Raw genomic sequence first — 17486 nt, forward strand, 5'->3', positions numbered from 1 at the left:
GCGTCGCACACCGGCGGAGCGGGGCGACCGGGCGGCGTCGTCCGAGGAGAGGACACCCATGGACCCCGTGAGAGGCGCAGAGCGCGTGACCACCACCGACCCCGTGACCGAGCTGCTTCCGGAGCACCTGCTCCGGGAGATCAGGGAACGCGCGGCCGACGTGGACCGCGAGAACCGGTTCTTCGCCGAGGACTTCGAGGCGCTGCGGGGGATCGGCTACCTGCGCATGCTCGTGCCCGAGGAGTTCGGAGGCCTGGGCTTCACCCTGGAGCAGGCCTCCCGCGCCCAGCGCAGACTCGCGGGTGCCGCACCCGCCACCGCGCTGGGGATCAACATGCACCACGTGATCGTGGGCATCGGCTACACCCTGCACCTGCGCGGGGACGAGCGGGCGCGCCGCATCTTCGAGGACGCGGTGGCCGGGCACGTCTTCGCGTTCGGGATCTCGGAGGCCGGCAACGACTCCGTGCTCTTCGACGCCACCACACGCGCCGAGCCCGTGGCGGAGGGCTGGCGGCTGCACGGCACCAAGATCTTCACGTCCCTCTCCCCGCGCTGGACCCGGTTGCTGGTCCACGCACGGACCCCGGGGGAGACCGGCCTGGACGCCCCCGAGGACGGCGCCGCGCGTCTCGTCGTGGGACTGCTCACGCGCCACGACCACCGGGACGCGGTGCCGGGGGTGCAGACCCGCGCGGACTGGGACGCCCTGGGCATGCGGGCCTCGCAGTCGTGCACCACCGTGCTGGACGGGGCGCTGCTGCGGGAGGCGGACCTGCTGACCACCACACCCGTGGGCCCCAACCCCGACCCCGTGGTGTGGGGGATCTTCGGCTGCTTCGAGCTGCTGCTGGCCTCCGTCTACACGGGGATCGCGGACCGCGCCATCGAGGTGGCCGCGGGGATCGTGTGCTCCCGGCGCTCGCTGGCCAGGGACGCCCCCTACTCCGACGACCCGGACATCCGGCGCCACATCGCCCGCGCCGGGGTGCTGCGGGACGGCGTCGAGCTGCAGCTGCGGCAGCTGTGCGCGGATGTGGACGCGCTGGGCACCGGGCACGAGGTGGCCCACGGTGCGCGCTGGTTCATCCTGTTCTCGGGGGTCAAGCACCGGGCCACCGAGGCCGCCCGGGAGGTCGTGGACCTCGCCCTGCGCGCTTCGGGAGGGTCGCAGTACCGCACGGGCTCGGAGCTGGAGCGGCTGTACCGGGATGTGCTGGCCGGGATGTACCACCCCTCGGACGAGGAGTCCGTGCACGCGGCCGCGGCCACCGCTCTGCTCGGCCCCGTGAGCGGCTGACCCCGGGGGCGCGCTGCTCAGAAGGTGCGGTCCACCCGCATGATCCGACGCCGCAGCACGTAGCGCCGCCCTCCGCCGTAGAGCACCACGGAGCGCATGAGCTCCCACTTGCCGTACTCGGCGTGCTCACCCACCCTGGCCCGCGCCTCGGTGGGCTTCTCCTGCGGCGCCACCGTGAGGGAGAGGTACTCGTAGCGCTCGTCGTGCGCGGTCATGGTGGGGTGGCCGGTGACCGAACTGTGTTTCAGGCGTTGTTCTCTCATTGCTCCCATTCTGCTCCGATAACGACTAACGTCTACCTCATGAGCACCGATCCCCGCGCCGCACTGCAGGCGCTCGTCAATGCCCTGGAAGAACATCTTGCCGCGGCCGCCAACCGCCGCTCCGACGACGACCCCTCGGTGGACAAGGCCTACGTAGCCATCGCGAACTCCTTCGAGGCGTACGAGGAAGCGCTCTACGACGCCTACGACGAGGTCACCCCGCTCACCGTGTTCGCGGACGACGACGATGACGACCTCGACGACGAGGACGAGGACGATCTCCTCGAGGACGACGAGATGCTGGACGAGGACCTCGTCGACGAGGACGACTACGACGAGGACGAGACGGCCGAGGACGGTTCCGAGCGACGCTCCGGTCGCTGACCGGCCCCCACACCTGCGTGCGGCCCCCGCCACCCGGCGGGGGCCGCACGCGTCTCCAGGGGGTTCCCAGTGCCTCCCGCCCCGGGGCCCCGGAACGTCCGGCGGGTGTGCCGTACAGTTGTCGCGTGAACTGGATCGAAGCCATCATCCTGGGCCTGGTGCAGGGCCTGACAGAATTCCTCCCCGTCTCCTCCTCGGCGCACCTGCGCATCGTGGGGGAGTTCCTGCCCCACGGTGGGGACCCCGGCGCCGCCTTCACGGCCATCACCCAGCTGGGGACCGAGACCGCCGTGATCCTCTTCTTCTGGCGGGACATCGTGCGGATCATCAAGCAGTGGGCACTCTCGCTCGCCGGCCGTGTGGACCGCAAGGACCCGGACGCCCGCATGGGGTGGTTCATCATCCTGGGCTCGTTCCCCATCGCGATCCTCGGGCTGCTGCTGCAGGACCTCATCGAGACCCAGTTCCGTTCCCTGTGGATCACCGCCACCATGCTGATCGTCTTCGGCCTGTTCCTGGCGGTCGCGGACCACGTGGGCAAGCAGGAGCGCCACCTGGAGGACCTGACCACCAAGCACGCCGTGGGCTACGGCTTCGCGCAGGCGCTCGCCCTGATCCCCGGCGTCTCCCGCTCGGGGGGCACCATCACCGCGGGTCTGCTCATGGGCTACACCCGGGCCGCCGCGGCACGCTACGCCTTCCTGCTGGCCATCCCCGCGGTCTTCTCCTCGGGACTGTACGAGCTGTACAAGGTGGTGACGGGCAAGGTCCCCGCGGGGATCTACACCATGGGCCAGACCGCCGTGGCCACCGTGATCGCGTTCGCGGTGGGGTACCTCATCATCGGCTGGTTCATGCACTACATCTCCGAGCGCAGCTACAGCCTCTTCGTGTGGTACCGCATCGTGCTGGGTGCCGCGGTCTTCGTCCTGCTCGGCACCGGCATCCTGACCGCCTGACGCCCGCCCCGCACTGCGCCCGACGCCGCCCCGTGCCGCCGGGCGCGCACGGCCGCGCAGTGCGGGGAATAGCGTCCCGCAGGCTCCCGTTGCGCTCGTGAGACTCGAACGACCGTCCAACCGAAGGTGAACATGAAGTCCTGGACCTCCCGACCCGTCCCGCCGCTGCCGGGTGCCGCCGCGGCGCCCCGCGTCTTCGACACGAGCACCGGGGAGCCGGAGGAGCTGGCGGCCCGTGACGGACGTGCGGGGCTGTACGTCTGCGGGATCACCCCGTACGACGCCACCCACATGGGCCACGCCGCCACCTACGTGACCTTCGACCTGCTGCAGCGCGTGTGGCGGGACGCAGGGTTCGCCGTGGACTACGTGCAGAACGTCACGGACGTGGACGACCCCCTGCTCGAGCGCGCGAACGCCACCGGGGTGGACTGGCGGGAGCTCGCCGAGTCCCAGACCGAGCTGTTCCGCACGGACATGGCCGCGCTCAACGTCCTGCCCCCGGACCACTACGTGGGGGCCACGGAAGCCGTGGAGTGGATCGTGCCCGCCGTCGAGCGTCTCGTGGAGCGCGGCCTCGCCTACCGCGTGCCGGCCGGAACGGGCCAGGACGGAGAGCCGGCACCCGCCGGGGACGTCTACTTCGACGTCGGGGCCGCCGGGAGACTGCGCACCGAGGACCCGGACGCGTGGGTCGTGGGCGGCACGTGCCGCCTCGAGGGGGACCGGGACGGGATGCTGCCGCTGTTCACGGACCACGGCGGGGACCCGGACCGCACGGGCAAGCGGAATCCCCTGGACCCCCTGCTGTGGCGCGTGGAACGACCGGGTGAGCCCGCGTGGGACGGTGCCTCGCTCGGTGCGGGCCGCCCCGGGTGGCACATCGAGTGCAGTGTGATCGCCCTGCGGCACCTCCCGCAGCCCTTCACGGTCCAGGGCGGCGGCTCGGACCTCGCGTTCCCCCACCACGACATGGGCGCGGGGCACTCCTACGCGCTGTCCGGCACGCCCATGGCCGAGCACTTCGTCCACACCGCCATGGTGGGTCTGGACGGCGAGAAGATGTCCAAGTCCAAGGGCAACCTGGTGCTGGTGTCCACCCTGCGGCGGGCCGGTGTGGATCCCGCCGCCATCCGGCTGGCGATCCTGTCGAACCACTACCGCACGGACTGGTTCTGGACCGAGGACCTGCTGGAGCAGTCGCAGCGGCGGCTGGCCACGTGGCGCGAGGCGGCCGCGAAGCCCGAGACGGCCGGGGCGGACGCGATGCTCGAGGCCGTGCGCGCGGCGCTGGCCGAGGACCTGAACGCCCCGGCGGCGCTCATCGCGGTGGACGCGTGGGCCGCGCGGAACCTGGGCGGGGCCGCGACACGGGGTACGGCGGCGTCGGCGCAGGACACCGAGCTGGCCCGGAGCACGGTGGAGGCGCTGCTGGGCATCGTCCTCTGACAGCAGGCCGCGCGGCGTCGCCCAGAGGCCTAAGACGTGTGCACGCGGGGAGCGCCCCGGTCCGGCAGCCACCGGACCGGGGCGCTCCCGTGTGCGGGGACGTTGGCGTGGCCGGAGGGCCGCCGGTGGCGCTCAGTCGCGGTCGTCGCGACGGCGCAGGTAGCGCTCGAACTCCCGGGCGATCGCGTCCCCGGTGGCTTCGGGCAGGTCCACCGTGTCCTTGGCCTCCTCGAGCTGCCGGACGTAGTCGGCCACCTCGGGATCCTCCTCCGCGAGCTCGTCCACGCCGCGCTCCCACGCCTGCGAGTCCTCCACCACGGGGTCCAGGGGCAGGGACATCCCCAGCAGGTCCTCGAGCCGGCGCAGCAGCGCGAGCTGCGCCTTGGGGGAGGGGGAGTGCGCCACGTAGTGCGGAACGGCGGCCCACATGCTCAGCGTGGGGAACCCGGCGAGGGCGGCCATGTGGGACAGCACGCCCACGATCCCGGTGGGGCCCTCGTACTGCGGCGCCTCGATGTCCAGCTCGGCGCGCAGCTGCTCGGTGTCCGAGGTCAGGGTCACGGGGATGGGCCGCGTGTGGGGCACGTCCGCGAGCAGGGAGCCGAGCATGACCACGAAGTCCACGTCCAGTGCCGTGGCCTGCTCCAGCAGCTGCGCGGTGAAGGCGCGCCACCGGTAGGACGGTTCCCAGCCGTGCAGCAGCACCACGTCCAGGTTGGTGTTCGGCACGCTGGCCCGGGACAGCGTGGTGGAGGGCCAGTGCAGCTTCTGCTCGCCGGACAGCGAGCGCCGGATGACCGGGCGGGAGTACTGGTAGTCGTAGTAGTCGTCGGAGGCCACCTCGAAGACCTCGCGTGCGCCCAGGTGCTCACGGATGAGCTTGAGGGTGTCCGTGGCGGCGTCCCCGGCGTCGTTCCAGCCCTCGAACGCCGCGATGAGCACCGTGACGGTCTCCTGGGTGCCGTCCTGCACCACCCCGAAGGGCCCGGTGCCGGGCTGCTGCGAATTGCTGTCCAACGTGCTCACCCGCCCTACTGTACGGCCAGGATCCGCACCTGCTCCACGGCCTCCCGTCCAGCGCGGGCCCCGGTGGGCGACCTACCATGAGCACCATGCCTGCTCCCCGCGACAGTGATCCCGCGCACGACGACGACGCCCCGGCCGCAGCGGGTGCCACCCGTCCCCGCGGTGTGCGCCTGGGACGGGTCACCGGGGTGGAGCTCTTCCTGGACCGCTCCTGGTTCGTGATCGCGGCGCTCACGGTGGTGATGTACGGACCCGTGCTGTGGCGGCTGTACCCGCAGCTGGGCTGGGTGAACCTGCTCCTGGCCCTGGGCTTCGCAGTGGGTCTCGCACTGAGCGTGCTCGTGCACGAGCTCGCGCACGCCGCGGCGGGCCGAGCAGCGGGGTGGCCCGTGACCCGGATCGTGCTGACGCTGATGGGCGGGCACACGGCGTTCGGCGCGGTGCACTCCCGGCCGCTGCCCACCGCTCTCGTCTCACTGGCGGGCCCCCTGAGCAACGTGGCTCTCGCCGCGGCGGGCACCGTGGGGCTGTCCTTCGTGCCGGAATCGGCGGCCGGGCCGGTGTGGGCGCTCGCGGAGCTCGTGGTGCTGGCCAACTGGGTGCTGGGCGTGTTCAACCTGCTCCCGGGGCTCCCGCTGGACGGTGGGCGCGTGGTGGAGTCCGTGATCTGGGCGGTCACGGGGTCCGAGTCCCGGGGCACCGTGGTGGCCGCGTGGTTCGGGCGCGCGATTGCCGCGGGAGTGCTCGCCTGGGCCATGTGGACCGGGCAGTGGCGCCAGCCCGCCGTGATCGCGGTGACCCTGCTGGTGGCGGGGTTCATCTATGTGGGGGCGGGCCAGGCACTCAAGCAGTCCCGGCTCATGGGGGTGCTCGACGCCGTGCGTGCCGGGGACATCGCCCGCCCCGCCGTCGAGTTCGCACCCACCACACCGCTGTCCACCGTGGACGCCGCGGTCGTGGCGGTCACCGGGGACGGCTACCGCGGGTGGACCCCGGACGCCGTGGCGCGCGATCCCCGGCGCCGGGCGCTCGGGGTGCTGGACCCGGCCCTCGCCGCACGGGTGCCCGGGCCGCAGCGCTCCCGCGTGGCCATGGGCGACGTCGCGGCCTGGGTCCCGGACGCCGCGCGGGTGACCCCGGAGGTGCGCGGCGGGGACCTCGTGAGGTTCCTGGAGGCCCGCGGGCTGGCCTGGGCGTGGGTGGTCGACGGTGCGGACGAGGTGCTCGGCGTGGTGCACCACGAGGACCTCGCGCGGTACGCGCTGCGGGGCTGAGCCCGCGCCGTGGAGGTGGCGGGCGGCGTCGGGCTACGGTGGGAGAATGGAGCACGGAGCTTCCCCCGAGCGGGGCCTCCACCGAGTCCGGACACCGCAGGTGTCACCCCGGCGTGAAAGCGAGCACATGAGCGAGCAGCAGTCCCCAGAGTCCCGCCCGAGCCCCACCGGTGCCACGGTGCGGGGCGCGGCCAACCGGCGCGGGCCGTTCCGTTCCGGGGAGCGTGTCCAGCTCACGGACGAGAGCGGGAAGATGACCACCATCACCCTGGTGGACGGGGGAGAGCACCACACCCACCGCGGGGTGCTGCCGCACGACACGCTGATCGGGCGGCCCGAGGGCACCGTGGTCACCAACACCGTGGGACTGCAGTACCAGGCCCTGCGCCCCCTGCTCAAGGACTTCGTGCTGTCCATGCCGCGCGGCGCGGCCGTGATCTACCCCAAGGACTCGGGCCAGATCGTGACCATGGCGGACATCTTCCCGGGCGCGCGTGTGGTCGAGGCCGGCGTGGGCTCCGGCGCCCTGAGCATCTCGCTGCTGCGTGCGGTGGGGGACGAAGGGCTCGTGCACTCGTTCGAGCGCCGCGAGGAGTTCGCGGAGATCGCCCGCGGGAACATCGAGACCATGTTCGGGGGCCCGCACCCCGCGTGGCGGCTGAGCCTGGGCGACCTCTCCGAGGAACTCGGCGCCACCGAGGAACCCGGCTCCGTGGACCGCGTCGTCCTGGACATGCTGGCACCGTGGGAGTGCCTGGACGCCGTCGCCACGGCCCTCGCCCCGGGTGGTGTGGTGATCTGCTACGTCGCAACCGTGCCGCAGCTCTCCCGCGTGGCCGAGGCCATGCGCGCCGACGGCCGCTTCACCGAGCCCGAGGCCTCCGAGACCATGGTGCGCGGCTGGCACGTGGAGGGCCTCGCGGTGCGCCCGGACCACCGCATGGTCGCCCACACCGGCTTCCTCATCCAGTCCCGCCGCCTCGCGGACGGCTCGCCCCGGCTCGCGCCCAAGCGCCGCGCGTCCAAGAGCGAGTACTCCGAGGAGGACCTGCAGGCCTGGACCCCCGTGGCACTGGGGGAGCGGATCGTCTCGGACCGCAAGCTGCGCCGCACCGGCCGGGACGCCGCGTCACTGGCCCAGCACGCCGCGCGCGCCCAGCGGGAGATCGATGCCGCGCCCGCGGACGACGCCGCCCGCTCCCGCCCCGAGGGGAGCCGGACCCCCGCGGGGGAGCACCCCGGTGGCCGGGAGGCGGGCACCGCTACGGACTCCACCGGGGAGGACACCGGGCGCGGACGGGGCCGTGATGACTGAGTCCCCCCAGCAGCCCGCCGGCCGGCAGCCCACGGCGGACACCACCCAGCGTCAGATCAACCTGCTGCGGGACCAGAAGCGGAACCTGGACAAGCAGGCCGCCGCCCTCGGGTCCCAGAACGAGAAGCTCGTGCGGCTGCTCAACGCGTCCCGCCAGGAGATCGTCAGCCTCAAGAAGACACTGGCCGCGGAGGCCGAGCCGCCCGCCACGTTCGCCACGGTGCTGCAGGTCAACCACGGCCGCCGCCCGGTGGGAGAGAACACGGGGGACGGTCCCGTGGTCACCGGCCCCACCCTGGACGTGCTCGCGGCCGGGCGGAGGATGCGGGTGGCCGTGAGCCCGCTCGTGTCCTTCAGCACGTGCGAACCCGGGATCGGGGTGCTGCTCAACGAGAACTACGTGGTCGTGGCGGTGCTGGACTACGAGCGCACGGGCGAGGTGGCCACCGTCAAGGAGGTCGTGGACCACGACCGCGTGCTCACCGTGGGCCGCTCGGACGAGGAGCGGGTGCTGCTGCTTTCCGGGCGGCTGCGCCGCGAGCGCCCGAAACCCGGGGACGCCCTCACCGTGGACCACCGCACCGGCTTCGCCCTGGAGCCCGTGCAGCGCACGGACGTGGAGCAGCTCGTGCTGGAGGAGGTCCCGGACGTCAGCTACACGGACATCGGCGGTCTGGGGCCCCAGATCGAGGCCATCCGCGACGCCGTGGAGCTGCCCCACGTGCACCCCGAGATCTTCCGCGAGCACGGGTTGCGCCCGCCCAAGGGCATCCTGCTGTACGGGCCCCCGGGCAACGGCAAGACGCTCATCGCCAAGGCCGTGGCACGCTCGCTGGCCGAGCGCAGCGCCGAGAAGGCCGGGCGCACCCGGCCCGAGGGCTACTTCCTCAACATCAAGGGCCCCGAGCTGCTGGACAAGTACGTGGGGGAGACCGAGCGCCAGATCCGCTCGATCTTCGCCAGCGCCCGCGAGCAGGCCGCCCGCGGGGTGCCCGTGGTGGTGTTCTTCGACGAGATGGACTCGCTGTTCCGCGTGCGCGGCTCGGGGCTGTCCTCGGACGTGGAGACCACGATCGTCCCGCAGCTGCTCACCGAGATCGACGGCGTGGAGCAGCTGGACAACGTGATGGTCGTGGGTGCCACCAACCGCGAGGACATGATCGACCCCGCCGTGCTGCGCCCCGGACGCCTGGACGTGAAGATCCGCATCGACCGCCCGGACCGGCAGGGCGCCCGCGAGATCTTCTCTCTCTACGTCACCGAGGACCTGCCGCTGCGGGACGACGACGTCGCCCGGGCCGGGTCCCGCGCGCTCGCCGCCCAGGAGCTCGTCACGGCGGCCGTGGACCGGATGTACGCCCGGGAACCGGACACCGAGTTCCTCACGATCAGCTACCGGGACGGTACCCGCGAGACCCTGTACTTCGCGGACTACGCCTCGGGCGCGGTGATCCGCAACGTGGTGGACCGCGCCAAGACCCAGGCCGTCAAGACCCTACTGACCACGGGCCGGCGCGGCCTCACGGCGGGGCACCTGGTGGCGGCCGTGGACGAGGAGTTCCACGAGCAGCAGGACCTGCCCAGCACCGCGGAGCCGGAGGACTGGGCCCGGCTCACCGGCCGGCGCGCGGACACCATCCGGGACGTGCGCGTGGTGGAGCACCACGATGGCCCGGGCGGCGGCACGGCGTCCCGCGGCACCGGGCCCAGGGCCGAGGCCCAGGACACCGCGCCTCACGGCACTGCGTCCCACCACGCCGGGGGAGGTGCGGCATGACGGTGCGCCGGGTGATGGGCAGCGAGACCGAGTTCGGGGTGCTGGCACAGGGCGCCCCGGACGCGAACGCCACCGTGCTCTCCACGCGGGTGGTCACCGGCTACGCGGCGTGGGTCGCCCGGAACCTGCGCACCGCCCGTGGCGCGCACGGCCCGGACGGGGGCGGACCGGACGGGGACGCGAGCGACGTCGGCCACGAGCCCGTGGGGACCGGGTGGGACTACGGCTCCGAGGCCCCGCTCACGGACGCCCGGGGCTTCACCGTGTCCCGCGAGGACGCCCACCCCACGCAGCTCACGGATGAGGCGCCCGTGTTGACCTCCGAGGAGATCGCCGCGGAGGCCATCAGCGAGTCCGCGATGTACGCCGAGGACATGGACTGGCGGCGCGTGGTCATGAACACGGTCATCCCCAACGGGGCACGCGTCTACGTGGACCACTCCCACCCCGAGTACTCCTCGCCCGAGGTCACCACGCCGCGGGATGCGCTCACGTGGGACGCCGCCGGGGACGTGGTGGCCCACCGCGCCGTGGCGGACCTCGCGCAGCGCAGCGCGCGCACGGACGCCCCGGCCGTGAACCTCTACAAGAACAACACGGACAACAAGTCGGTCTCCTACGGCGCGCACGAGAACTACACGGTCGCCCGTTCGGTGCCCTTCGAGCGGATCACCGCCGCCCTGCTGCCGTTCTTCGCGTCCCGCCAGATCATGTGCGGCGCCGGGCGCGTGGGGATCGGGGCGGACGGCGCCACGCCCGGGTTCCAGCTGAGCCAGCGCGCGGACTTCTTCGAGCGCACGGTGGGGCTGGAGACCACGATCCACCGGCCCATCGTCAACACCCGCGACGAGCCGCACGCCGACGAGGAGCACTACCGGCGGCTGCACGTGATCATCGGGGACGCCAACCTCTCCCACACGGCCACGCTGCTGAAGTTCGGCACCACGTCCCTGGTGCTGAACCTCGTCGAGCACGACCGCGTCCCGGACCTCGCCCTGACGGATCCCGTGGCCGCGCTGCAGACCATCAGCCACGACCCCGCGGTCACGGTGCGGGTGCCGCTGCGGGACGGGCGCACGCTCACCGCGGTGCAGCTGCAGCGCGCGTACCTGGACGCCGCGCTCGCCCTGGAGACCGAGCTCGCCCCCGAGGGCATGGACGCCGAGACCGCGGAGGTCCTCGAGCTGTGGGACGAGGTGCTCACGGACCTCGAGGCGGACCCCGGACGGCTCGCGGACCGTCTGGACTGGGCCGCCAAGCACGCGCTGCTGGACGCCTACCGGCGGCGGGACGGCCTGGCGTGGGACGATCCCCGTCTCGTGGCGATCGACCTGCAGTACGCGGACGTGCGCCCCGAGAAGGGCCTCTACCACCGGCTCGTGGCGGCGGGACGGATCCGCACCCTCGTGGACCGGGAGCGCATCGTCCGCGCCGCGGACCACCCTCCGGAGGACACCCGGGCCTACTTCCGCGGCACCGCCGTGGCCACCTACCCACACGAGATGGCGGGCGTGGGCTGGGACACCGTGAACGTGGCCTTCCCGGGCGTGCGCCGCGGGGCGCGGATCGCCATGCCCGAACCACGGGACCTGGGCAGGGACGTGTGCGGGTCCTGGTTCACGGCCCCCGACGCCGAGCAGTGGGTCCGCGAGGTCGCCCGCCACCGCCCGCACCTCGTGACGGGCAGCGACATCCCGCCCGCTCGGCCGTAGTCGCCACGCCCACGTACCGCGCCCCATCGACCGAGCACCAGGAGGACACCATGGCACAGGAACGCATCTTCGGCACCGGCTCCCGCCGCGAGGAGGAGACCGACACGCCGGAACCCACCACCCCGCCCACGTCCGGGGCCGCACAGGCCCAGCGGGACACGCAGGGAACGGACGATCTCCTCGCCGAGATCGACGGCGTGCTGGAGACCAACGCGGAGGCCTTCGTCAAGGGCTTCGTCCAGAAGGGCGGCCAGTAGTCCCGTGGAACGCCGGATCTACGGGATCGAGACCGAGTTCGGACTGACGCACAGCGCCCCGCAGGGACGCCCGCTGAGCGCGGACGACGCCGCCCGGCGGCTCTTCGCGCCCGTGCTCGCGTGGGGCCGGGCCTCCAACGTGTTCCTGCCCAACGGCGGCCGGCTCTACCTGGACGTGGGATCCCACCCCGAGTACGCGACCGCCGAGGCCGACTCCCTGCACGATGTCGTCGCCCAGGACGCCGCGGGCGAGCGCATCGTGGACGACCTCCGCGCGCAGCTGCAGCAGAGCCTGGACGCCGAGGGCGTGGCGGGCACGGTGCACCTGTTCAAGAACAACGTGGACTCGGCGGGCAACTCCTTCGGCTCGCACGAGAACTACATGATCTCCCGGCGCACCGAGTACACCCGCCTGCTCCAGCACCTGCTGCCGTTCCTCGTGACGCGGCAGATCCTGGTGGGGGCGGGCCGCGTGCACCCCACGGGGCAGCCGGCGTTCGGGGCGCTGACCCCGGGTGACGGCTCCCCGAGCTACTCCTTCTCGCAGCGCGCGGACCACATCTGGGAGGGCTCGTCCTCGGCGACCACGCGCTCGCGGCCCATGATCAACACCCGGGACGAGCCCCACGCGGACGCCCAGCACTACCGGCGGCTGCACGTGATCACGGGGGACTCCTCGATGTCCCAGACCACCACTGCCCTGAAGATCGGCACCACGGACGTGCTGCTGCGCCTGATCGAGGCGGGACAGATCCTCCCGGACCGCACCCTCGCGGACCCCGCCGCCGCCCTGCGCACGGTGTCCCACGACCTCACGGGCACCGCCCCGCTGGAGCTCGCGAGTGGCGAGCGCCGCTCCGCGCTGGAGCTGCAGCAGGAGTACCTGGAGGCCGTCACGAGGTTCGTGGACCGCCACGGCACGCACCACGACCGCCTGGACTGGGTGCTGGAGCTGTGGGAGCGCGGGCTGCGCGCGGTGGCGGAGCAGAATCCCTCGCTCGTGGACCGGGAACTGGACTGGGCCGTGAAGAAGAAGCTGCTGGACTCCTACGCCGCGGCCCACGGCATGGACTACTCCCACCCGCGGATCGCCCAGCTGGACCTCGCGTACCACGACACCTCCGCGTCCCACGGGCTGTTCCACATGCTCGAGCGGCGCGGCGCGGTGGAGTCGTTCGTGGCACCGGAGGACGTCTCCCGGGCCGTGTCACAGGCGCCGCCCACGCGCGCGAGCCTGCGCGGGCGCTTCGTCGCCGCCGCCCACGACGCCGGTGTGAACCACACCGTGGACTGGGTGCACCTGAAGCTCAACGGCGAACGGCAGCAGCGCACCCTGAGGTGCACGGACCCGTTCGCCACCACCCAGGAGGACGTGGAGGAGGCCATCCGGGAGCTCGCCCGCGGCGACGTCTGACCCGCTCTCCGGGCGCGTTCCCAGCCGCGCCCCACACCGTTGCTCTACATTGGGGCCGAGCCACGCCCCCGTTGACGAAAGGCCATTCCGTCGTGCGAAAGATCATCCCCGCCAGTGCCACCGCCCTGGCCCTGTCCCTCCTGCTCACCGGCTGCGGTGCCTCCGGGTGGGACTCCGTGGAGCTGTCCGAGAAGCCCTCCGAGGGCAAGGCCCCCTCGGTCTCGTTCGAGACCCCGTTGAAGGTGGACGAGCCGCAGACCAAGGTGCTCCAGGAGGGCAACGGCCCGGACATCGACCCCGGTGACAACGTCATGCTCCAGGCCGCGCTCTACAAGGGCTCGGACGGCTCCACCCTGGGGGACACCTACAGCAAGGGCGCGGGCCAGGTGCTCACGGTCAACGACCAGCTCAAGGGCTCCCTGCCCCAGATGTACGACGCCCTGACCAACGCCAAGGAGGGCCAGATCATCGCGTACAGCTCCCCGGAGACGGCGGGCAAGGCCAGTGACGGGGACGACTCCACCTCGGTGGAGGTCTACCAGGTGACCAAGAAGCTGGAGCCGGCGCTGAACGAGAAGATGAAGACCCCCGCCAAGGGCATGCCGGCCGTGACCCAGGACGACAAGGGCACCCCCACCATCAAGAAGCCCTCGGGCCCCGAGCCCACGCAGCTGGCGTCCGACGTGCTCATCGAGGGCGACGGGGAGACCGTGAAGGCCACCGACACCGTGGTGGCCAACTACGTGGGCGTGCGCTGGGCGGACGGCAAGCCGTTCGACTCCTCCTACGAGAAGGGCACCCCCGTGTCCTTCCCGCTGGACAACGTGATCTCGGGCTGGAAGGAGGGGCTCCAGGGCAAGAAGGTGGGCTCCCGCGTGGAGATCGTGATCCCCGTGGACAAGGCGTACGGCACCGCCAAGGAGCTCGGCAAGGACGCCAAGTACCCTGCGGGCTCCCTCGTGTTCGTGGTGGACGTCCTGGGTCGCACGGACACCCCCGCGGCCGCCACCGAGGGCGCCTCCGGGTCCCCCTCGGCGAGCTCCACGCCGAAGGGCTCGGCGAGTGCTTCACCCACGGCGAAGGAGTCCGCCCGGGGCAAGTGAGGGCGGCTACACTTGGCCCTCGGCACCGCCCCGCCCCGGGGCCCACGACGAAAGGTGAAGCCCGTGTCATTCGGACAGCGCAAGCTCGATCGCTCCAAGCCCGAGATCGACTTCCCGCAGGATCCGGTTCCCACCGAGCTGCGGATCGAGGACATGATCCAGGGCACCGGCAAGGAGGCCACCCCCGGTTCCACGGTGTCCTGCCACTACGTGGGCGTCACCTACTCGGGCGGCGAGGAGTTCGACGCCTCGTGGAACCGCGGCGAGCCGCTGGACTTCACCGTGGGCGTGGGCCAGGTCATCCAGGGCTGGGACCAGGGTCTGCTGGGCATGAAGGTGGGCGGGCGCCGTCGGCTGGAGATCCCCTCCGAGATGGCGTACGGCAAGCGCGGCGCCGGGGCGCAGATCGGCCCCGACGAGGCCCTGATCTTCGTGGTGGACCTGCTCGACGTCCGCTGAATGCCACGCCAGACCGGCGAGGCGGTGCGCCGTTCCACCACGGCGTCCGCCGAGCGCCTGCTCAACCTGCTGATCGCGCTGCTGGACCGGGAGTCCGGGTACACGCGCGAGCAGCTGCGCGCCATCGTGCCGGGCTACGACCGCGCGGGCAACCAGGACGCGTTCGAGCGCATGTTCGAGCGTGACAAGGCGCACCTGCGCTCCCTCGGGTACCCGGTCGAGGAGATCCCCGACGACGACCCCTGGGCCTCGGACGCGCAGCTGACTCCGCGCTACCGTGTGCCCCGCGGGTCCTACCGGCTGCCGGAGGTGCGGTTCAGCGCCGAGGAGTCCGCCGTGCTCGCGGTGGCCGCGGACGCCTGGAACGACGCCGCCCAGGACCGGCTCGCACGCCGCGCCCTGGACAAGCTCGAACCCGCCCTGAGCAGCGAGGTGACCCCGGGACGGGACGTGCAGCCCACCGTGGCCGTGGCGGATCCCGCGTTCGAGCCGCTGCTCTCCGCAGTGCTCGCGCACCGCACCGTGCGCTTCGACTACGTGGACCGCACGGGCGCCTACAGCCGGCGCACGGTGCAGCCGTGGGGCGTGGGGTCGCGCTACGGTGCGTGGTACCTGGCCGGCTGGGACACCGACCGCGGCGCGCAGCGCACGTTCCGGCTCTCCCGCATCATCTCCGAGGTCGCGGTCACCCGCGAGACCTTCGAGCCGCCCGCGGACTTCTCCATGGGCGGGCAGCTCGCCCGCATGGTCCGCCAGCCCCCGCGGCTGCGCGTGGTCGTGTTCGTGCGCGAGGGCTCGGGGCAGCTGCTGCGCCGGATCGCCGACCCCGCGGCATCGGGCACGTGGCGCGCGCCCGAGGGCTTCGACGCCGTGGAGCTCGCGGTGCACGACACCGAGTCCGCCGCGGAGCACGTGTGCGCGGCGGGACCCGACGCGTGGGTGCCGTGCGAGCCCTCCGCGGGGGACCCGGCGGCGTCGCCCGCGGTGGACCCCCGGGTGCAGGCGGCCGTGGCGGAGGCCGTGACCCGTCGTCTCGCGGACGCCCGCGCCTTCCAGGCGCGCATGCCCGGCGTGGCCGTGCAGTGGGGCAAGCAGCGCCGCCAGGGTGCCGCGAAGGCCAGCACCGAGCACCATCTCGCCCGGCTGCTGCACATCGTGCGCCACGTCTACGCCCACCAGGGCGCCGAGCTCGAGGAGACGGCCCGGCACTTCGGGATCACGGACGCCGAGCTCGTCAACGACCTCCAGACCCTGTTCGTGTGCGGGCGCCCCGGTCACCTGCCGGACCAGCTCATCGACGCCTCGTGGGACGACGGCCACATCTACCTGGGCAACGCGCAGGAGCTCTCCGAGCCCGTGCGCCTGACCGTCCCCGAGGCCAGCGCCCTGCTCATGGGGCTGCAGACCCTGCAGGCGGTGCCCGGCGGCGACAGCCGCGTGGTGCGCTCCGCCATGCGCAAGGTCGCCACCGCGGCGGACGCCCTGCCGCTCGCGGACGCGCTCGCCGCGCCGGAGGGCGACGCCGCCGCGGAGCCGAGGGACAGCGCGCTCGTCGGCGAGCTGCGGCGCGCCATCGCCCAGAACCGGCGCGTGCGGCTGCGCTACCTCGTGACCTCCCGGGACGAGGTCACGGAACGGCTCGTGGACCCCGTGCGGATGATCCTCTCCGACGGCCACCAGTACCTGCGGGGGTGGTGCCTGCAGGCCAACGCGCCCCGCACGTTCCGGGCGGACCGGATCGTGGGCTGCGAGGACGCCGGGGCCGCAGAGGTGCACCCCCGCATGGAGACCGAGGTGCGCTCGAGCATCCAGCCCGCCAAGCGGCGCCCGGTGCAGGCCGTGGTCGTCACGGACCGGCGTGGGCGGTGGATCGTGGAGCACTACCACGCGAAGCGTTTCGTCGAGGTGTCCGTGCCACCGGCCGAGGGCGGGGGAGGGGACGCGACACGCGCGCAGGGCCCCGCGGGGAACTCCCAGCCGGGGGAGACCGTGCGCGCCCGTGCGGCGGGAGGACCCCGGCCGCTGCCGGAGTTCGTGGCCGCCGAGGTGGACTTCCCCACGCTGGACGCCCTGTCCTCCCTGGTCACGCGGCACGCGGGTCACGTGGGGGTGGTGTCCCCGCCGGAGGCGGTGGCGGCCGTTGAACAGTGGCTGAACAGCAGTGGTCCTGGGGTCTGCCCCGGGCCGCGCGCCTGACCCGGCGCCTATACTGTGAGCATGCTCTGGTGGATGTGGGTCCTGCTGTGGACCGTGGTGGTCCTGGCCGGCGCCGCATTCCTCGGGGTGCTCCTGTACCGGGTGCTCACGGGACACGTGCTCCCGGCGCTGGACGACCTCGAGCGCACCGCCACCGACTTCTCGCAGCGGTGGAACGCGGCGGTGGAGGGTCAGCCCGCTCCGCTGCGCAGCCCCGCTCCACCCGCCATGTTCGCCCCGGTGAACGACACCCGCGCCGCGTACCGCCGTGGACGCGACCAACGACAGACGGCTCGGCTCATCCGACGGATGCAGCGCAAGGACGCCCAGGGTCTTCCCCAGCGCTACGGGGACCTGGTCCGAGCCGAACAGAAAGGACTCCGCCATGTTCGGTCGTCTGGCTGACAGCCCCCTGACCCTTGTCTTGATCCTCGTGGTCATCCTGCTCCTCTTCGGCGCCCCCAAGCTCCCCGGGATGGCCAGGTACAGCATGGTCACCGGGTCGGGCCCCGGCGCCGCCATGGCGGCCACCACGAGCACGATCACCACCACCACGCGCCACGACTTCAGCACGGTGCGCCCCGAGAGCAGGCCCAGC

Annotated in this window: 16 protein-coding genes and 2 pseudogenes; 15 read left to right on the plus strand and 3 right to left on the minus strand. The window is 72.6% G+C overall.

The genetic code is table 11. The features are described from left to right. Positions 1 to 58 precede the first annotated feature (58 nt). The gene (locus CWC38_RS06915) at positions 59 to 1300 is read left to right on the plus strand and encodes an acyl-CoA dehydrogenase family protein (protein WP_121846071.1); all 1242 of its coding nucleotides are present in this window, start codon (positions 59 to 61) and stop codon (positions 1298 to 1300) included. Positions 1301 to 1317: 17 nt separating this feature from the next. On the opposite strand, the gene CWC38_RS06920 is transcribed toward CWC38_RS06915, so the two are convergent. Next, the gene (locus CWC38_RS06920) at positions 1318 to 1515 is read right to left on the minus strand and encodes a DUF5703 family protein (protein ID WP_121846072.1); all 198 of its coding nucleotides are present in this window, start codon (positions 1513 to 1515) and stop codon (positions 1318 to 1320) included. Between the two features lie 87 nt (positions 1516 to 1602). On the opposite strand from CWC38_RS06920, the gene CWC38_RS06925 reads away from it, so the two are divergent. The 3 genes from CWC38_RS06925 to mshC all read left to right on the plus strand — a co-directional run bounded on the left by CWC38_RS06925 (position 1603) and on the right by mshC (position 4355). Then, positions 1603 to 1947, plus strand: coding sequence for a primosomal protein (locus CWC38_RS06925; RefSeq protein ID WP_121846073.1), 345 nt, complete (start codon positions 1603 to 1605; stop codon positions 1945 to 1947). A gap of 125 nt (positions 1948 to 2072) precedes the next feature. Further along, positions 2073 to 2906: an undecaprenyl-diphosphate phosphatase gene (locus CWC38_RS06930; protein ID WP_121846074.1), complete on the plus strand. Its 834-nt coding sequence runs from the start codon at positions 2073 to 2075 to the stop codon at positions 2904 to 2906. Positions 2907 to 3038: 132 nt separating this feature from the next. Further along, positions 3039 to 4355 carry a cysteine--1-D-myo-inosityl 2-amino-2-deoxy-alpha-D-glucopyranoside ligase gene (mshC, locus tag CWC38_RS06935; RefSeq protein ID WP_121846075.1) on the plus strand — a complete coding sequence of 439 codons (1317 nt, stop codon included), beginning with the start codon at positions 3039 to 3041 and terminating at the stop codon, positions 4353 to 4355. Positions 4356 to 4487: 132 nt separating this feature from the next. On the opposite strand, the gene CWC38_RS06940 is transcribed toward mshC, so the two are convergent. Next, positions 4488 to 5381, minus strand: coding sequence for a PAC2 family protein (locus tag CWC38_RS06940; protein ID WP_121846076.1), 894 nt, complete (start codon positions 5379 to 5381; stop codon positions 4488 to 4490). A gap of 86 nt (positions 5382 to 5467) precedes the next feature. Between CWC38_RS06940 and CWC38_RS06945 the strand changes: the two genes are divergently transcribed. The 11 genes and pseudogenes from CWC38_RS06945 to CWC38_RS06995 form a co-directional block, all read left to right on the plus strand. Further along, a complete protein-coding gene (locus CWC38_RS06945) occupies positions 5468 to 6655 on the plus strand; it encodes a site-2 protease family protein (protein WP_121846077.1) in 1188 nt (395 codons plus the stop codon). 127 nt (positions 6656 to 6782) lie between these two features. Beyond that, on the plus strand, positions 6783 to 7970 hold the full coding sequence (locus CWC38_RS06950; RefSeq protein ID WP_240625105.1) for a tRNA (adenine-N1)-methyltransferase: 1188 nt from the start codon (positions 6783 to 6785) through the stop codon (positions 7968 to 7970). Next, the gene (gene arc, locus CWC38_RS06955) at positions 7963 to 9747 is read left to right on the plus strand and encodes a proteasome ATPase (protein ID WP_240625107.1); all 1785 of its coding nucleotides are present in this window, start codon (positions 7963 to 7965) and stop codon (positions 9745 to 9747) included. Before CWC38_RS06950 ends, arc begins: the two co-directional genes overlap by 8 nt. After that, the gene (gene dop, locus CWC38_RS06960) at positions 9744 to 11459 is read left to right on the plus strand and encodes a depupylase/deamidase Dop (RefSeq protein WP_121846078.1); all 1716 of its coding nucleotides are present in this window, start codon (positions 9744 to 9746) and stop codon (positions 11457 to 11459) included. Before arc ends, dop begins: the two co-directional genes overlap by 4 nt. A gap of 50 nt (positions 11460 to 11509) precedes the next feature. Further along, positions 11510 to 11716 carry a ubiquitin-like protein Pup gene (locus CWC38_RS06965; RefSeq protein ID WP_121846079.1) on the plus strand — a complete coding sequence of 69 codons (207 nt, stop codon included), beginning with the start codon at positions 11510 to 11512 and terminating at the stop codon, positions 11714 to 11716. Positions 11717 to 11720: 4 nt separating this feature from the next. Beyond that, positions 11721 to 13130 (plus strand): Pup--protein ligase, encoded by a 1410-nt coding sequence (gene pafA, locus CWC38_RS06970; protein ID WP_121846080.1) that lies wholly within the window; start codon positions 11721 to 11723, stop codon positions 13128 to 13130. Between the two features lie 92 nt (positions 13131 to 13222). Beyond that, positions 13223 to 14233 (plus strand): FKBP-type peptidyl-prolyl cis-trans isomerase, encoded by a 1011-nt coding sequence (locus CWC38_RS06975; RefSeq protein ID WP_121846081.1) that lies wholly within the window; start codon positions 13223 to 13225, stop codon positions 14231 to 14233. Between the two features lie 63 nt (positions 14234 to 14296). Beyond that, the gene (locus CWC38_RS06980) at positions 14297 to 14692 is read left to right on the plus strand and encodes an FKBP-type peptidyl-prolyl cis-trans isomerase (protein ID WP_121846082.1); all 396 of its coding nucleotides are present in this window, start codon (positions 14297 to 14299) and stop codon (positions 14690 to 14692) included. Further along, positions 14693 to 16888 carry a WYL domain-containing transcriptional regulator gene (locus CWC38_RS06985; protein WP_121846083.1) on the plus strand — a complete coding sequence of 732 codons (2196 nt, stop codon included), beginning with the start codon at positions 14693 to 14695 and terminating at the stop codon, positions 16886 to 16888. A 21-nt stretch (positions 16889 to 16909) separates the two neighbouring features. Then, complete coding sequence (locus tag CWC38_RS06990; RefSeq protein ID WP_121846084.1) at positions 16910 to 17293, plus strand: hypothetical protein; 384 nt, start codon at positions 16910 to 16912, stop codon at positions 17291 to 17293. Beyond that, positions 17274 to 17339 (plus strand): annotated as a pseudogene (locus CWC38_RS06995) (Sec-independent protein translocase subunit TatA); the annotation flags it as partial. The gene CWC38_RS06990 and the pseudogene CWC38_RS06995, both read left to right, overlap by 20 nt. Before the next feature lie 77 nt (positions 17340 to 17416). Here CWC38_RS06995 and CWC38_RS12615 read toward each other — a convergent pair. After that, positions 17417 to 17461, minus strand: a pseudogene (locus CWC38_RS12615) (hypothetical protein); the annotation flags it as partial. Positions 17462 to 17486: the final 25 nt, after the last annotated feature.

Origin of the sequence: Kocuria tytonicola (assembly GCF_003687455.1) — a bacterium.
Lineage (GTDB): Bacteria > Actinomycetota > Actinomycetes > Actinomycetales > Micrococcaceae > Kocuria > Kocuria tytonicola.

Coding starts and splice junctions, on each gene's coding strand:
- CWC38_RS06915 (WP_121846071.1), top strand. CDS start 59: ATGGACCCCGTGAGAGGCGCAGAGCGCGTGACCACCACCGACCCCGTG.
- CWC38_RS06920 (WP_121846072.1), bottom strand. CDS start 1,515: ATGACCGCGCACGACGAGCGCTACGAGTACCTCTCCCTCACGGTGGCG.
- CWC38_RS06925 (WP_121846073.1), top strand. CDS start 1,603: ATGAGCACCGATCCCCGCGCCGCACTGCAGGCGCTCGTCAATGCCCTG.
- mshC (WP_121846075.1), top strand. CDS start 3,039: ATGAAGTCCTGGACCTCCCGACCCGTCCCGCCGCTGCCGGGTGCCGCC.
- CWC38_RS06945 (WP_121846077.1), top strand. CDS start 5,468: ATGCCTGCTCCCCGCGACAGTGATCCCGCGCACGACGACGACGCCCCG.
- CWC38_RS06950 (WP_240625105.1), top strand. CDS start 6,783: ATGAGCGAGCAGCAGTCCCCAGAGTCCCGCCCGAGCCCCACCGGTGCC.
- arc (WP_240625107.1), top strand. CDS start 7,963: ATGACTGAGTCCCCCCAGCAGCCCGCCGGCCGGCAGCCCACGGCGGAC.
- dop (WP_121846078.1), top strand. CDS start 9,744: ATGACGGTGCGCCGGGTGATGGGCAGCGAGACCGAGTTCGGGGTGCTG.
- CWC38_RS06965 (WP_121846079.1), top strand. CDS start 11,510: ATGGCACAGGAACGCATCTTCGGCACCGGCTCCCGCCGCGAGGAGGAG.
- CWC38_RS06985 (WP_121846083.1), top strand. CDS start 14,693: ATGCCACGCCAGACCGGCGAGGCGGTGCGCCGTTCCACCACGGCGTCC.
- CWC38_RS06990 (WP_121846084.1), top strand. CDS start 16,910: ATGCTCTGGTGGATGTGGGTCCTGCTGTGGACCGTGGTGGTCCTGGCC.